Below are 15421 nucleotides of genomic sequence, written 5' to 3'. Positions count from 1 at the left end.
GCGGGTCGCGACAAACATCCCGCAGGTGTGACTTGCGCAATGCCAATGTTCGGACCATATCTTTAACATGCTCCGATTGACCCCGATCCTTCTTGCAATTGGCTACGCCTTCGTGATGTACCGGATTTCCGTCTGGCGCACGCATCGTGAGTTGGACGCAAAGTCGACCGAACTGGCCGATCCGGCGCTGAAACGAATGACGGACCGGCTGGCGGCAGCTTTGGGCATCGATCGGGTGCCGGTTTACATCTATGAGATCGATCCGGTGAATGGGCTGGCTGCTCCGGATGGTCGAATTTTCATCACGCGCGGGTTTTACCGAAAATTCCGCAACGGAGAAGTTTCTGCCGAGGAGATGGCCAGCGTGATCGCACATGAGCTGGGTCACGTCGCCCTGGGTCATGCGCGGCGGCGAATGATTGATTTCTCGGGCCAGAACGCAATGCGGACCGCTTTGATACTGGTGTTGAACCGTTTCATCCCATTCATCGGTGCGATGATCGCCAATGCGCTGACTGCCCTTTTGGCCTCGCGCTTGTCGCGAGGGGATGAGTATGAGGCGGATGAATATGCCGCGGCTTTGCTGACCAAGGCCGGCATCGGGATCGGACCTCAGAAGTCACTTTTTCACAAGCTGGAAGACCTGACGCAGCAACGGGCGGGTGTTGTGCCGGCCTGGTTAATGAGCCATCCGAAAACAGACGAACGAATTGCAGCGCTTGAGAAACTTGAGCAGCGTTGGGCGCGTGGCTGAGGCCGCGCAGCGAGAGGCCAGCCTCTCGCGCTCTCCGGGATATTTTCAGCCAGATGAAGCTGAGTCCCGCTCAGGCACTCAGGGCTTTGCCCAGACGTGGCAGCCGGGCTTTTTTCATCAGTGCCCGCAGGGTCCATTGATCACCTGAGAGGCGGCTGGCCTCGGCAAGGACCTGAGCCGCGAGCGTGTTCATACCCTTTGGATCAGCTTGCCAGAAACCATGCAGCAGGCTGTCGGGATCTCTGCGGACCAGGCCTTCTTCCGCCAATATGTCTTTGGGAAAATCCTTGGCGTTCACCGTGACGATCATATCGGCGGACGCGACGATCGCCGTCGCCAGCACGTGGATATCGGCGGCATCCGGCAGCCAAAGACGGTCGTGCAGGCCTTCATTCGCAGTCCGCTCGGCCTTGGGCCAGCCGGCTTGTGTCAGCGCGATTTCGGCCCGGGCTTGCACCTCGCCCGTTGGTCCAAGCTTGCGCGCGGCGCGGGCCCATTCTTCGAGGATGCGCGCGGACCAGATCGGAGTGAAATGGCCCAGGCGGGCAGCGCCCAAGAGCATCTCGCGCATCACGGTGGGATAGATGACGCAGGTGTCGAGCACGGCTTTCATAGGCGATAGAACACCGCTTTGAGATAGCCGCTTTCCGCCAGTTGCGGCAATTGCGGGTGATCGGGGCCTGCAAAGCCGGTGTGGATCAGTTGGGCTTGGCGCCCGGCGCGGCCAATCCCACGAGAGGACGCATCACGAAAACGGCCTAGATCAGCGGCGTGCGAACACGAACACAGGCCCAGGTAACCACCGGGTTTGACCACAGGTGCCGCCAGTCTTGCGATACGTTCATACGCGCGCAGACCCGCATCCAGCGCCTGCTTGGAAGGCGCAAAGGCGGGTGGATCGCAGACCACCACGTCAAATTGCGCACCTTCTTCGCCCAACTGGGCCAGCACGTCGAACGCGTCGCCTTGTCGGGTCTGTAACTTATCAGCAAGGTTCGACGCTTTGGCCCCTTTTTTCGCCAGGTCGAGCGCGGCGGCTGAGCCATCAACGGACAATGCCTGCCCCGCACCGCCTGCAAGCATCGCCAGACCGAAGCCGCCCACATGGCTGAACACGTCCAATACCTGCGCATCGGGATGAACCAGGCGCGCGGCAAAGGCGTGGTTGGGGCGCTGGTCATAAAACAGCCCGGTTTTCTGACCGCCTGTCAGATCCGCCATGTAGGTGGCGCCATTCATCGGCACCGGCAGGGGCGCATCAGGCGCCGTTCCGCGCAAAGTTTGATTGACGTCGTCCAGCCCCTCCAGCCCGCGCGTGCGGCCAGAGGCGTTCTTCAGCACCGTAGTCACGCCTGTGACTTTGACCAGAGCTTCTGTCAGCAGGTCCAGGTGCGCCTCGGCCCAGGCCGCGTTCGGCTGAATGACACAGGCCTCGCCAAAGCGGTCGATGATAACGCCGGGCAAGCCATCCGCTTCTGCATGGATCAAGCGGTAATATGGGGCAGCAAACAGGCGCTCGCGCAGATCAACGGCATGCCGCAAACGGCTCTCGAACCACGCCGCGTCAAGCTGCGCTTCAATGTCACGATCCAGCACCCGGCACATGATCTTAGACTCGGGGTTGACTGCCACCAGCGCGATGGGCGCGCGTTTGTCGTCTTCGAGTACGGCCAAGGCGCCCGCTGGAATCTTGCGGGTGCGGCGGTCGGTGACAATGTCATTGGCGTAGACCCACGGGAAGCCATGGCGCAGACCGCGCGCATTGGCTTTGGGTTTCAGGCGGATACGGGGGCGGTCGGCAGATTGGGTCATGGCGCCCTCATAGTCCTGAACGCGCCGGTGGGAAAGCCCTAGCGGTTACGGGATCGCCACCCGCCGCGGCGTTTCGGTGCCTGAGCCGTCTGAAGGCCTTCGGTCAGAACCTGCGTCATCGGGTGATCGGGGTTCTGCTCGGCATAGCCCGCATGCAGTTCTGCCAGCGCTGTGTTCTGGTCGCGATCCGCAGGAACACTGAGTGCCCAATCCAGAAAGATGCTGCGGCATTCCGGCAAGGTTATGCCCTCGATTCGATAGGCTTCGCGGATCAGACCCTTATGGTCGTTGGGATCAGTGCTGCGCGCCATCTTCGTCTCCCTTGATCACACCCCCGATCAGATCGGCTGCGGTCGTATAACTCTCCAGCAAAGCCGCCTGTAGCGCCTCGACCCGTTCGAACCCGGTGGCACGGCACAAAAAAGCAGTTCCGCCTTCGCCGATCTTGTCGGCTTCGATAGCCTTGCCCGAAAGCAGCCGCGCCGCGCATTGCACGGACCAGCATAAGTCATAGCAAGCTTTCAGAGATTGCGCCTGTGCGACATCCAGCAACCCGGCTGCGACGGCGCCATCCAGACCAGAGGACACATCACGCTGTGCGGACCCAGCCAGCAAGGCGCCGGTTTCGGCCATCAACTCGATATCCATCAATCGGCCGGGGCCGTTCTTGGCGTCCCATATGCCAGCGGGCGCCTTGGCCGCGGCTAGGCGCGACCGCATTTCGGCCACGTCGCGCAGCACTTTGCCCCGCTCTCGCGGGTGCGACAGAAACTCGGTGCGGAAGGCTTCGATTTCCTCGGCCAGCCCGGCATCCCCGGCAACAACATGCGCGCGGGTCAGGGCCAGATGCTCCCACACCCAGGCTTCGTTCTGCTGATAATTGACAAAGCTGGCCCAACTGGTCGCAACCGGCCCCTGATTGCCCGAAGGGCGCAGCCGCATATCGACCTCATACAAGCGTCCCTGCGACATCGGCGCGGACAGCGCTGTGATCAGGGCCTGCGTGAACCGCGCGTAGTAGGTGCGCGTGGCCAGAGGGCGCGGACCCTCAGACATGTCCTGATCCAAGGGATCGTAGATCACGATCATGTCCAGATCGGATTGCGAGTTGATCCGGCCCGCCCCCAGCGATCCCATCCCAAGCACGGCAGCGCCGCGCCCCGGTGCAGGGCCGTGTTTGCGGGCGAAATTCTCAGTGACATGCGGCAGGATGGCCGCGATGACCGATTGTGCCAGCTCGGCATATTGCTGACCCGCCTGCGCCCCGTCGATCAGGCCGCGCAGGTGATGCACACCAACCCGGAAATGCCATTCCTTGCACCAGCGCCGTGCAAGATCAAGCTGGGTTTCATAGTCTGTTTCTTCCGACAGAGCCTGCGTCAATTCCGCTTGCAACGCCTCTTGTCCCGGCCAATCCGCAAAGAAACTGCCCCCGATCACCGCGTCAAAAACAGACGCGTTGCGCGATAGATGCGAGGCCAGAGCATGCGACGTGCCAACGATATCGGTTAACAGCTCGATCAGTTGCGGATTCGCCTCAAACAGCGAAAACAGCTGCACCCCGGCTGGCAGGCCTGCCAGAAACCCGTCCAAAGCCATCAGTGCTTCATCGGGCTTTGCGGTTTTGGAAAGACGCGACAGCAGCTCGGGCCGCAGACGTTCAAAAATCCGCGCGCCGCGCTGGGACCTCAGGGCCGGGTATGTCGTCCAGCGGGCCAAAACGCTTTTGTCGAACTCCACATCCTGCACTTGGACCGGTGCCGCACCCGGTCCTGGGGCAAAGAATCCTTCGGTCAGCTCATGCACTTCGGTCAGGCGATTTGTCAGGTCTTGCGTCAACTCGGCACTGCTGATCCCCATCAGACAGGCAACCCGCTCGATCCCATCAGACGAACTCGGCACCTTGTGGGTCTGCGCGTCATGAATCATCTGGATGCGGTGTTCGACTTCGCGGTGCGCGCGGTAATGATCGGTCAGCTTATTGGCAACATCCTGCGGCACCCACCCTTTGGAGGCCAGCGCCGCCAGACCGGGAACGGTACCACGCACCCGCAGGTCAGCATCCCGGCCGCCCGCAATCAACTGACGGGTTTGTGTAAAGAACTCAATCTCGCGGATACCGCCCTGTCCCAGTTTCATGTCGTGCCCGGGGATCGACAAGGACCCTCCTGTGCCTTTGTTTTCGCGGATGCGCAGACGCATGTCATGGGCGTCCTGAATGGCGGCAAAATCCAGATGGCGGCGCCAGACAAAGGGTCGCAGGCCGTCAAGGAAACGCTGCCCTGCGGCAAGATCACCGGCACAGGGCCGTGCCTTGATATAAGCGGCGCGCTCCCAGGTTCGGCCCAGGCTTTCATAATACCGTTCGGCGGCCTCCATCGCCATGCAAACCGGTGTCACGGCGGGATCGGGGCGCAGCCTCAGATCAGTGCGGAAAACATAGCCGTCCGCCGTCTTATCACTCAACGTCGCACAGAAGTTGCGCGTGGCCCGAACCATGCCCTGCCGGGCCTCGTAAAAGTCATCAGGATCAAAGCGCGTCTCGTCAAACAAAACGATCAGATCGATGTCCGAGCTGTAGTTCAGCTCATGCGCGCCCATCTTTCCCATCGCCAGGATGACCAACCCGGCTGCGGTTTCGACATCATCCTCGGTCATACCCGGCAGCTTCTTGCGCCGGATCAGCGTTGCGATCTCGGCCTTGGCGGCAACATCGGCGGCCAGAGCGCCGAAATCGGTCAGGGCCGCAGTAACCTTCTCTAGTGGCCACGCACCTGCAATATCGGCCAACGCCGTAAGCAGGGCCATACGCCGCTTGGCCTGCCGCAATCCGGGCTTCAACTGATCCGGCAGCAGATCGCGCGCGGCGGTCATCACGTTATCCAGCGCCTGATCCGGGTGCATCAGAGCCTCGGGCAGCCAGCCCTTCTCTTGTTCGATCAAACTTTTTAGATAGGGGCTCGAACCGGCGGTGCCCGCCACCAATTCCCCCATCTCAGCCGGCAAATCTGGCATCAAGGCCCGCGCTTCATCCCCGAGGGATGGATCGAAAGCACGTGGAAGTCTTAAAATGTCAAGAGCGTCAGTCATACGCGCAAACTGCGCATCGCAGCGCGTAATCGTCAATGGGGCATTCTGATCAGGTTTTCTGAACCGGCGTGTCCTGACTGAAACTGTTCACCCAAACGTCGTTTCTGCGTTCCCACAACGACGAAATCAGCATCGCTTCGCGCGTTGTCGCACCTGGGCGCAAATAATCGGCACGATACGACAGCAATACGATGTCCGGTGTCAGAACGCGCAATCTCGCGTCGCTCAGATCAAACGCGGCCATTGTCGGCGCATCCGCGAATTGTCCAACGTGGTCGTCACGATTGGCAAATCCCGTGGGATACACACCAAGAAAATCTGCGCTCAGCAAAGCCCGATCCGCGCTTGCATTGCCGTCCACCAGCGCCATCCAGACCTGCTTTTCTAGGTCGAGTATTTCATTAAGCGCAGGTGCCGTCCTGTGTTCTGTCATTTCCATTCCCGCAACCTGCGACTGAAGATGTCCATCGTCAACCGAATTGCAGAATGTAAATCTTTTTCACATTGCCCCCTTGCAACCCCCATCAACGACCCCATCTAGACAATGTGAAAAGAATTTACATCAACCCTGGAGAGCTCAAATGACCGCACTGTCCGACCCCGCCGTCCCCGCGAATCCGGGATGGCTTTATCGAATTGAGGCCTGGCTGGATGACAAAGGCAAGGGGGCGTGGATCGCCGCCATGGTCCTTGGTTTCATCTTCTTCTGGCCAGTTGGCCTGGCCCTTCTGGCTTACATGATCTGGAGCAAACGCATGTTCAGCAAATCCTGCAGTCGCCGCAAATCCTGGCACAGCCACATGAGCGCGATGAAGCCGTCCGGCAACAGCGCATTTGACGCCTACAAGTCAGATACTCTGGCCCGCCTTGAACGCGAACAACAGGACTTCGAGGCGTTCCTGCGCCGCCTGCGCGATGCCAAGGACAAGGCCGAATTCGACGAGTTCATGGACGAACGCGCCCGCGAGAACCATGAAGACGACGGTAAAGCCACGCCTACCTGATTGACCTTGCCCTGTCCCGGCATTCCGGGACAGGGTACCCTTACCCACTTTTTCGGACCTGACGAATGAACCACCTGCCTGACCCGGATACCCAACCCGATTTCTACCGCTCGGTGACGAGCAAACGCTTTGTCGCGTGGTTGTTTGATGTCGCCTTCATCTCGCTGCTCTGCACGGTGGCGATTCTATTGAGCGCAGGCCTCGGTCTGTTTTTTCTGGCGGCGATCTATGCCGTGATCAGCTTTGTCTATCGCGTTGTAACCATAACCAACGGCTCGGCCACACTGGGCATGCGGTTCATGGGAATCGAATTGCGCGACGCATTCGGAGAGCGGATGGATATGGGCAAGGCCATCGCCCACACTGCCGGTTATTTCGTCAGCATGGCGGTCGCAGTGATTCAGATCATCTCGGTGATCATGATGCTGACCAGCGCCCGCGGCCAGGGACTGACCGACAGTTTTCTGGGCACGGTCATGATCAATCGACGGGCCTGAGGCCCGGTTGCGTGAAACACTTGGCGGCCTCGGGAACGGTTGCTATCATCCCACCCGAGGCTACCTGGGAACTTCATGCGACACACGCTGCCAATTGCGCCACAATTCTATGTCACGGCCCCGCAACCCTGCCCTTATCTCGACGGCAGGATGGAGCGTAAGCTGTTCACCGCACTACAGGGCGAAGGCGCGGAACAGTTGAACAATTCCCTGTCGCAGCAGGGATTTCGCCGGTCACAGAATGTACTCTATCGCCCCTCTTGCACCGATTGCGCGGCCTGTCTGTCAGCCCGGATCGACGTTTCGGCGTTCCGCGCAACAAAGAGCCAGAAACGCGCGATAAAACGCAACGGATACCTAGAACGTCGCGCGACGTCGCCCTGGGCAACGGACGAGCAATACGAACTGTTCCGCCGCTATCTTGACACCCGGCACGCCGATGGCGGCATGGCTGATATGGACGTGTTCGAATTTGCGGCGATGATCGAAGAAACTCCGATCCGAAGCCGCGTGGTGGAATATGCAGATCCGGAGACCGGAGACCTGATCGCTGTCAGCCTGACCGATGTGCTCGATGATGGGCTGAGCATGGTTTATTCCTTCTACGATCCGAACCAGCCTCAGAATTCTCTGGGTACCTATATGATCCTGGATCACATTGACATCGCGTGCGAAGCTGGCCTGCCCTATATCTACCTGGGCTACTGGGTCCCCGGCAGCCCCAAGATGGGCTACAAGGCAAAATTCTCTGGGCTGGAGGCTTATATTCAGGGCGAATGGCAAAAGATCAAAGATCCGAACGCCTTCTGCGGTTCATCCCGGCATCCCCTTTCCACCGCTCCGATTGCCGAGCAAGTGGCCAATATTCAGCTTCCGGACCGCCACCCGACTAAGGGTTGACCATCCCATGAAACAGAACCTGCATGCCGTCACACTCGTGGTGCCGGATTACGATGACGCAATCGCGTTTTATACGGAGCGACTTGGTTTCCAGCTTTTGAAAGACATCGATCTGGGAGACGGAAAACGCTGGGTCTTGATCACGCCACCGGGCTCAGACGGCAGTGCCCTTCTTCTGGCCAAAGCCGACGGACCCGAACAGCGCGCCGCCATCGGCAACCAGACAGGAGGCCGCGTGGGTTTCTTCCTGCAAACCGAAGATTTCCAACGCGACTACACACAAATGCGTGCCAACGGGGTCCAATTCGAAGAAGCCCCCCGCATTGAGCCCTACGGCAGTGTCGTCGTCTGGCGCGATCCCTTTGGCAACCGTTGGGACCTGATCCAATTCGCCTGATCCGCCTCTTCATCTGGCAACACATACATCGGGAATGAATTGGCCGCAGGCCAGAAGGGGCTGGCCCCTTCCCTGATGCCAAAAAAAGAAAAGGGGGCTCTCAAGCCCCCTTTGCATTTGATTTAGTCTGATCAGTTCGGGATCAGATCAGGCACGATTGTGACAATTGTCGGGAAGAACCACAGAATCGCGATTCCGACGACCTGGATCAGGACAAACGGTATGATGCCGCGATAGATATGTCCCGTCGTCACCTCTTTTGGCGCCACGCCTCGCAAGTAGAACAAAGCGAACCCGAACGGTGGCGTCAGGAATGACGTTTGCAGGTTCACCGCCACCATGATCGTCACCCATTTCGGATCGAATGACCCGCCATAGATCACCGGGCCCACGATTGGGATCACGATGTAGATGATCTCGAGGAAATCCAGCACGAAGCCCAAAATGAACAGCACCAGCATCACGATCAGGAAGACCGTGAACTCATTGTCAAAACTCTTCAGGAATTGCTGGATATAGTGTTCCCCTCCGAATGAAATCACCACGAGGTTCAGCAATTGCGATCCGATCAGGATGGTAAACACCATCGAGGTCACTTTGGCCGTCTCGCGTACCACCGGTGTCAAAACGCCACTGGAATACAGCACCCAGCACCCGAACAGCAGCCCGAACAGGGCATACAGGTATGACGCATAGGCAATGATGAACGCGATCCAGGTTTCAACCGTCACATTACCCTGATTGATGCGCAGATCGAAGTTGACCCCCATCAGCAACGCGATCATCACGGCAAAAGTCGACCAGATGATCACTTTGCCTGACCGGCCCTGATCCTGCAGCTTGCGATAAGCCGCCAGCATAATCGCGCCACCCGCACCCAGCGCAGCCGCCGGTGTCGGGTTGGTCACGCCACCCAGGATCGAACCCAGCACGGCAATGATCAGAACCAGCGGCGGGAAGACCACGCGGATCAGATCATTGGTGGCACAGCGCGCCGCAGCTTCCTTGCAGCCATACATGGTCAGCGCAAATGGCAAGGCGAGCAGCAGGAACGTCGCACCCGAAGATGTAATGGGCGAGATCAGCAGTATATCGACCAGCACCATCAGAAGCAGCCCGATCGCACCCAGGATCAGCGGCTGCGGCGCACGCGACGGTGCGATCCCACGGCCCAGAACCAGGGTCAGACCCAACAGTAGGACGACAACGGCCACACCTGTTCCAATCGGTGCTGCTTCTGCGATCCTTTCCTGCTGGGCTGCTGCCAGTTCTTCCTCGGTCAAGCGCTGCGATTCCGCTGCACCACCTGCCGCGTCAATGGCTTCCTGCTCGGCCACGGCCTGATCCCATGCGGACTGACCGTGCAGATCGATCATTGCTACCTTGCATTCTTCCGACACGTTGGTGCGCAAGGACGCCCCCTGCCCGATATCCGAGAAGGCCGAGACCGAGATGTTCTGGCTGCCGATAACACCGACATTTCCCAGCAGAACGGCTCCGACAATCAACGCAACCGGTGCGCCCAGCAGCCAGGTCAGACCCTCAGACCGGGTGATTGGCTCTCCAGACCCACCCGACATTGCAACGGCAGGCGCCTTGTCCGGATTCAGCAGCGCATATCCAAACGCATAAAGAGCATAGAGCAGCGCCAATAGGATCCCCGGCAAAAGCGCCGCCTGGAACAACGTCCCGACCGACACAACCGCAGGCTCCCCCAGATAGGTCAGCGCGTCGGTACACCCTGCCTCAACAGCCCGTGTCTCTTGCGCCGTCGAATACAGATCACCCGCCAATGTGCCAAGCAGAACGATCACGATAGACGGCGGAATGATCTGCCCCAACGTACCCGACGCCGCAATCACACCCGTGGCAAGCTCAGGTGAGTAGTTGTTTCGCAGCATGGTTGGCAGAGCCAGCAGGCCCATGGTCACAACCGTTGCGCCAACGATACCGGTTGAAGCAGCCAAGAACGCGCCCACAACCACGATGGACACGGCCAGACCACCCGGAAGCGGTCCAAAGACGCGCGCCATGGTTGTCAGCAGATCGTTCGCGATCTTGGAGCGTTCCAACGTGATACCCATCAGAACGAACATCAACACGGCCAACAGGGTCTCGATGGACTGCCCTGCCAGTACGCGCTCGTTCATGCGGTTCACGATGAAAGAAACGTTGCGGTCCAGCGCAGTTTCCCAGCCAGAGACAAAGACCGGCTCGGCTATCCTTGGTAAGTCCGGGTATCGGAATACCGAAATGACATCAGGTTTTACCCCGGAACTTACAATATCCCGATAGGCTTGCGAGCCTGTGTCGATTGCCTGGTGGATCAACAGCCCGGCACTGTCGAGCGCCGCGATGATCCCAAAGGAAATCACTCCGGCGCCGCCGATTGCAAAGGCCACCGGGAACCCGGAAAGGATGCCCCCAAAGAGGCAGAAGAATACAATAATGAGGCCTATCTCGACGCCATCAAGTCCGAATAACATAGTCTGGGTCTCCGTCCCTAATGTGCGCCTTCGTAGGCTTCTTCACCCTCACCAAGGCTGTCCTTGTCGAGGTATTTTCCAGTGCTTTCCGGCCCTTCCACATATTCCAGATACGACCGGTACAGGAAGGCAATGGCGTGCAGGAACACCATGGCCGCAAAGGCCACCAGAAGGATCTTGAACAGGAAGTAAGCGTTAAAGCCATTGGGGCTGAACCCGATGGTTTCCACGTTCCAGCGCAGCGCGCGGGACTTGGCCACCAGACGATCCAATGTGTCGCTGGCCGACGGCTTCGGCACGATCAGGTGCCGCCACATGAAGTACCAGCCGTACATCCAGGTCAGCACGGCCATTGGCATCATGAACAGCACCGCGCCGCACATATCCACCACGCGTTTGGCGCGGTGGCTGATGCCGGCGTAGATGAGGTCAACGCGCACATGGCCGCCCTGCACAAACGTGTAGGTACAGCACAGACAGACGACCATGGCGTTGTAAAGCTTCAGTTCTTCCGCAAACCAGCTGATATCCATCTGGAACGGAATACCCAGACCGAAGGACATGTCAGGGCGCGTAAACACTCGCTGCATGAAAACGATCACGATCTGCTGGACCACCATCAGAAGGCCCGCCTAGGCAAAGAACCGCCCGGTGGTGTTGGCGAACCCCTCAAGGCCTCGCACGATGGCCCACATGAAATTCCGGTAGTACAACCCGATGGCCGTCAGAACCAGAAAGAACGTCAACACCACAAAGAAGAACTCGACAGAACCGCCGTAATAGACAAAACGCATGATCGACGCCTTGTCAGACCAGTCCAGCCAGAGCTGCGGATGCGTGATGGCGTATCCGAAATTATAGAAAGCTTCGGCAATGTTCTGAATGAACCAGACCAGTCCATTCCACAGGGCGCCGAAGAACGAGATACCGTTTTCGTCCTGCATGTTGTCCCCAGGTCGTCTTCAGTTGCGCATGGATTATTGTTGCTTGCCCAAGTCTTCAAGCGCAACGGGAAAGGTTCCCCCGCCGCGCGGGGGAACCGGTTGTCCTTGGATCAGAAAGGCTTAGCCGCGAACACGGTCACGCTGAGCTGTGTAGACACCCGACGACAGGTTGTTCCAGGCAGACGAAGCAGCCATGGACGTCATGGCGCTGTCATGGATCTTCTTGAACAGCTCATCGCCCATGTTCTCGTCCAGAACTTCCTGGCTTGCCTGACCAAACGCGTCCCAGACACTGTCCGGGAATTCCAGAACCTTGACGCCACCGGCCTGCAGACGCTGCAGTGCTGCGCCATTGTTGGCGAGGAACTGCGCCAGGTTCCACTGGTGCGCTTCGGCGGCAGCGATCTCGATGATCTTCTGCTGCGCCGGGGTCAGTTCATTGAACACGTCGCGGTTGGTTGCCAGCGACAGACCTGCGCCCGGCTCGTGGAAGCCCGCAGTGTAGTAGGTCTTGGTGATTTCCTGGAAACCGGCCTTTTCGTCCGCCCATGGACCGATCCACTCGGTACCGTCGATCGCGCCGGACGACAGCGCCTGATACACTTCCGACCCCGGAATGTTCTGTACGGATGCGCCCAGTTTACCCAGTGCTTTGCCACCCAGGCCCGGCATGCGGAACTTCAGACCGTTGAAGTCTTCGGGGCTGTTGATCTCTTTCGAGTACCAGCCACCCGCCTGCGCACCGGTGTTACCGGCCAGGAAGGACTTCAGTCCAAAGATTTCGCCAAGTTCGTCATGCAGCTCCATACCGCCGTCATGATAGTACCAGTTCACCAGTTCCTGTGCCGTCATACCGAAAGGCACGGCCGTGAAGAACGCATAGCCCGGGTGCTGACCCACAAAGTAATAGTCGGCCGCGTGATACATGTCGGCCTGACCTGACGACACCGCGTCGAATACTTCGAACGCACCAACCAGTTCGCCTGCTGCCTTGATTTCAACATTCAGGCTGCCATCCGACATGGCATTGATGCTGTCGGCACAACGCTGCGCACTGTCAAACACACCCGCCAGACCACGACCCCACGAGGTCACCATGGTCAGAGTGCGCTGACCCTGCGCATAAGCCGGTGCCGCCAGTGCGGTCGCTGCAGCCGCCGAGCCGCCCAGCGCGGATTTTTTCAGAAATGAACGACGATCCATATGAGTGTTCCTCCCCTTCATAGTCACGGTCCGGCAAAACCGGACCTGTCGCATTCAGTGCGCGTCAGCCTAATGTGGCCGAAGTGAAAGGGAATACCTACTACTGCGTAGAGAATCGATTTCTTTGCTTTTTTCGACCAGAAATCGGGCGGTGAAGCCCGGCAATTACAATGATTATCGTTGTATTTGCCAGGCAAAGCCCAATCTTTTTGCATTTTCGCCGCTGCTTGCGTATCGATTCGTCCATGCAAAGACTCCGACATCTGGTCTCGCTGACCTATGCGCAGAAATTGTCACTGGTGGCGGCAATCCCGCTGGTGGTGGCCGTGGCGGCAATCGCTGTGCTTGTGGCATACGAGGCGCGCGCGACCGCCGAGCGTGAGATCAAGGCGCTGGAACGCAGTCTCATCGAAGCCAAGAAGGAAGAGTTGCGCAACTACGTGACACAGGCACGCAACGGGTTCGCGTACATCTATGGCCGGGCCGAGCCAGATGACGAGGTCGCAAAAAACCTCGTGTCCCAAATCCTTTCGGCAATGATCTACGGTCAGGATGGGTTCTTCTTTGTCTACGACTATAACGGCAACAATCTGGTCAGCCCGCGCCAGACGCAATTCATCAACCGAAACTGGGAAGGGCTGACTGACAGCGATGGTACCCCCATCGTCGATGAGTTCATCCGTCTCGCCCGCCAGGGGGCTGGTTGGCACAGCTTCATGTGGCAGAAGCCTTCGACCGGGGAAGAGGCACAGATGATCGCGTATGTCGTCGGGCTTCAGGACTGGCGCTGGGTTGTGGGCACCGGGGTTTTTATCGACGACATCGTTGCAACGGTGGCCAATGCAAGGGCCGAGGTCGAGGCCCGCGTTCAACGCACCTTCATGTATATCGGCGCGATCGTCGTGGCGGCAGTGCTCATCGTCTTTGCATCTGGCATGTTGCTGAACATCCGCGAACGGAGACTTGCGGACGCCAAGTTGAAGGAACTGACCCAGCGAGTCTTTGATGCCCAGGAAGAAGAACGAGGCCGGGTTGCCCGTGAATTGCATGACGGTATCAGCCAGATTCTGGTCGGTGTTCGTTACGCGCTGGACAACGCGCGGCGGCGCCTGTCCCGTGGCGATGACGCGGGCGCACGCGATCCACTGGACATAGGGATTGACCATCTTGGCACCGCCATCACCGAGGTTCGCCGCATCAGTCGCGACCTGCGCCCCGGCGTGCTGGACGATCTGGGCCTCGGGCCTGCGCTGAAAGCCCTGACCGACGATTTCCGGGACCGCACCGGGATCGAAACCGAATTCTCGACCGTGGTATTCCGCAACCGGCTGGATCAGGATAGCAAGATTGCACTGTATCGTATTGCCCAGGAAGCGCTGACCAATATCGAGCGCCACTCGGGCGCCACACATGTTACGATAGACCTGCGCGGGCACAAGAAAGGTGCGACCATGCGGATCACCGACAATGGCCAGGGGTTGCGGACCGATCCGGGCACCCCCAGCACCGGGATCGGGTTGCGCAACATGCAAGAGCGCATCGAACAGCTTGACGGGTCCCTGCGCATTCTGTCATCACGCGGACCGCGTGGAGGGACTGTCATCGAAGTCAGCCTGCCGCTGAGCCACCTTCTGCCACCGCAGGAAGACGCAACTTCGAACCGAAAGGCCGGCACATGAGCGCCGAAAGCATCCGAGTTCTTATCGTCGACGACCATCCCATGGTGGCCGAGGGCATACAGTCCATCCTCGAAAGCTATGACGAGATCGAAGTGGTCGGTACGCTCGGCAGCGGACAGGCGGCAGTGGATCAGGCTGTTGATCTTGCCCCGGATGTGATCCTGATGGATTTGAACATGCCCGGCCTCGGCGGTCTCAGCGCCACGGAAATCATTCTGGAACGGCTGCCGGCAACGCGTGTCCTGATCCTTTCGATGCATGACAGCCCGGAATATATCTCGACCGCGCTCAGCCACGGTGCCAAAGGTTACGTGCTCAAGGATGTACCCACTGAAGAGATCAAGCAGGCCATTGATGCGGTGATGCGGGGTGAACAGTATCTGTGCACAGGCGCCAGCGGATCACTGAAGCCCAAAGGCGACAACGTTCGCGAAGCGCTGACCGGACGTGAACAGACCATTCTGCTGGAACTGGCGCAGGGCAAATCCAACAAGGAAGTTGCACAAACGCTGGATATTTCCGTGCGAACGGTCGAAACGCACCGCAAGAATATCAAGCGAAAACTCGGCATCTCCTCAACCGCCGGGCTTACACGCTACGCGTTGGAACACGGCGTACTGCAAGGTACTGGCGTCGGTTTCTGAATTTCGCGGGG

General features: G+C 59.0%; 14 protein-coding genes and 1 pseudogene. 7 read left to right on the top strand and 8 right to left on the bottom strand.

The genetic code is table 11. From position 1 onward, the window contains the following. The first annotated feature begins 67 nt into the window (after window positions 1-67). On the top strand, window positions 68-754 hold the full coding sequence (locus tag AC2FFA_RS04600) for a M48 family metallopeptidase (RefSeq protein WP_496850216.1): 687 nt from the start codon (window positions 68-70) through the stop codon (window positions 752-754). A 70-nt stretch (window positions 755-824) separates the two neighbouring features. Here AC2FFA_RS04600 and AC2FFA_RS04595 read toward each other — a convergent pair whose 3' ends face one another. The 5 genes from AC2FFA_RS04595 to AC2FFA_RS04575 are packed head-to-tail and all read right to left on the bottom strand — an operon-like array spanning window position 825 to window position 6095. Then, window positions 825-1367, bottom strand: coding sequence for an RSP_2648 family PIN domain-containing protein (locus tag AC2FFA_RS04595; protein ID WP_299893907.1), 543 nt, complete (start codon window positions 1365-1367; stop codon window positions 825-827). Further along, window positions 1364-2566, bottom strand: coding sequence for an RSP_2647 family RNA methyltransferase (locus AC2FFA_RS04590; protein ID WP_496850214.1), 1203 nt, complete (start codon window positions 2564-2566; stop codon window positions 1364-1366). The genes AC2FFA_RS04595 and AC2FFA_RS04590 overlap by 4 nt, the downstream gene beginning before the upstream one ends. 38 nt (window positions 2567-2604) lie before the next feature. Then, on the bottom strand, window positions 2605-2877 hold the full coding sequence (locus AC2FFA_RS04585) for a hypothetical protein (RefSeq protein ID WP_299893910.1): 273 nt from the start codon (window positions 2875-2877) through the stop codon (window positions 2605-2607). Further along, window positions 2861-5656: a [protein-PII] uridylyltransferase family protein gene (locus tag AC2FFA_RS04580; protein ID WP_496850212.1), complete on the bottom strand. Its 2796-nt coding sequence runs from the start codon at window positions 5654-5656 to the stop codon at window positions 2861-2863. The genes AC2FFA_RS04585 and AC2FFA_RS04580 overlap by 17 nt, the downstream gene beginning before the upstream one ends. A gap of 49 nt (window positions 5657-5705) precedes the next feature. Next, window positions 5706-6095, bottom strand: coding sequence for a DUF4440 domain-containing protein (locus AC2FFA_RS04575; protein ID WP_496850210.1), 390 nt, complete (start codon window positions 6093-6095; stop codon window positions 5706-5708). Between the two features lie 142 nt (window positions 6096-6237). On the opposite strand from AC2FFA_RS04575, the gene AC2FFA_RS04570 reads away from it, so the two are divergent. From AC2FFA_RS04570 to AC2FFA_RS04555, 4 genes are all read left to right on the top strand, one after another. Then, window positions 6238-6660 (top strand): DUF2852 domain-containing protein, encoded by a 423-nt coding sequence (locus AC2FFA_RS04570; protein WP_299893914.1) that lies wholly within the window; start codon window positions 6238-6240, stop codon window positions 6658-6660. 65 nt (window positions 6661-6725) lie between these two features. Next, window positions 6726-7157 (top strand): RDD family protein, encoded by a 432-nt coding sequence (locus tag AC2FFA_RS04565; RefSeq protein ID WP_117868678.1) that lies wholly within the window; start codon window positions 6726-6728, stop codon window positions 7155-7157. Window positions 7158-7232: 75 nt separating this feature from the next. Then, a complete protein-coding gene (locus AC2FFA_RS04560) occupies window positions 7233-8057 on the top strand; it encodes an arginyltransferase (protein WP_117868677.1) in 825 nt (274 codons plus the stop codon). Window positions 8058-8064: 7 nt separating this feature from the next. Beyond that, on the top strand, window positions 8065-8454 hold the full coding sequence (locus tag AC2FFA_RS04555) for a VOC family protein (protein ID WP_117868676.1): 390 nt from the start codon (window positions 8065-8067) through the stop codon (window positions 8452-8454). Between the two features lie 131 nt (window positions 8455-8585). Here AC2FFA_RS04555 and AC2FFA_RS04550 read toward each other — a convergent pair whose 3' ends face one another. From AC2FFA_RS04550 to AC2FFA_RS04540, 3 genes and pseudogenes are all read right to left on the bottom strand, one after another. After that, window positions 8586-10940 (bottom strand): TRAP transporter large permease, encoded by a 2355-nt coding sequence (locus AC2FFA_RS04550; RefSeq protein WP_117868675.1) that lies wholly within the window; start codon window positions 10938-10940, stop codon window positions 8586-8588. Window positions 10941-10957: 17 nt separating this feature from the next. Next, a pseudogene (locus tag AC2FFA_RS04545) lies at window positions 10958-11884 on the bottom strand (TRAP transporter small permease subunit). 120 nt (window positions 11885-12004) lie between these two features. Next, window positions 12005-13087, bottom strand: a complete 1083-nt coding sequence (locus AC2FFA_RS04540) for a TRAP transporter substrate-binding protein (protein ID WP_117868673.1) — start codon at window positions 13085-13087, stop codon at window positions 12005-12007. 245 nt (window positions 13088-13332) lie between these two features. Here AC2FFA_RS04540 and AC2FFA_RS04535 point away from each other — a divergent pair, with 245 nt between their 5' ends. Together AC2FFA_RS04535 and AC2FFA_RS04530 are read left to right on the top strand one after the other, a co-directional pair. After that, a complete protein-coding gene (locus AC2FFA_RS04535) occupies window positions 13333-14766 on the top strand; it encodes a cache domain-containing protein (RefSeq protein WP_496850207.1) in 1434 nt (477 codons plus the stop codon). Then, a complete protein-coding gene (locus tag AC2FFA_RS04530) occupies window positions 14763-15410 on the top strand; it encodes a response regulator transcription factor (protein WP_117868672.1) in 648 nt (215 codons plus the stop codon). Before AC2FFA_RS04535 ends, AC2FFA_RS04530 begins: the two co-directional genes overlap by 4 nt. Window positions 15411-15421: the final 11 nt, after the last annotated feature.

Source organism: Ruegeria sp. YTSB088, assembly GCF_059609825.1.
This window is presented reverse-complemented; position numbering and strand designations above follow the sequence as displayed.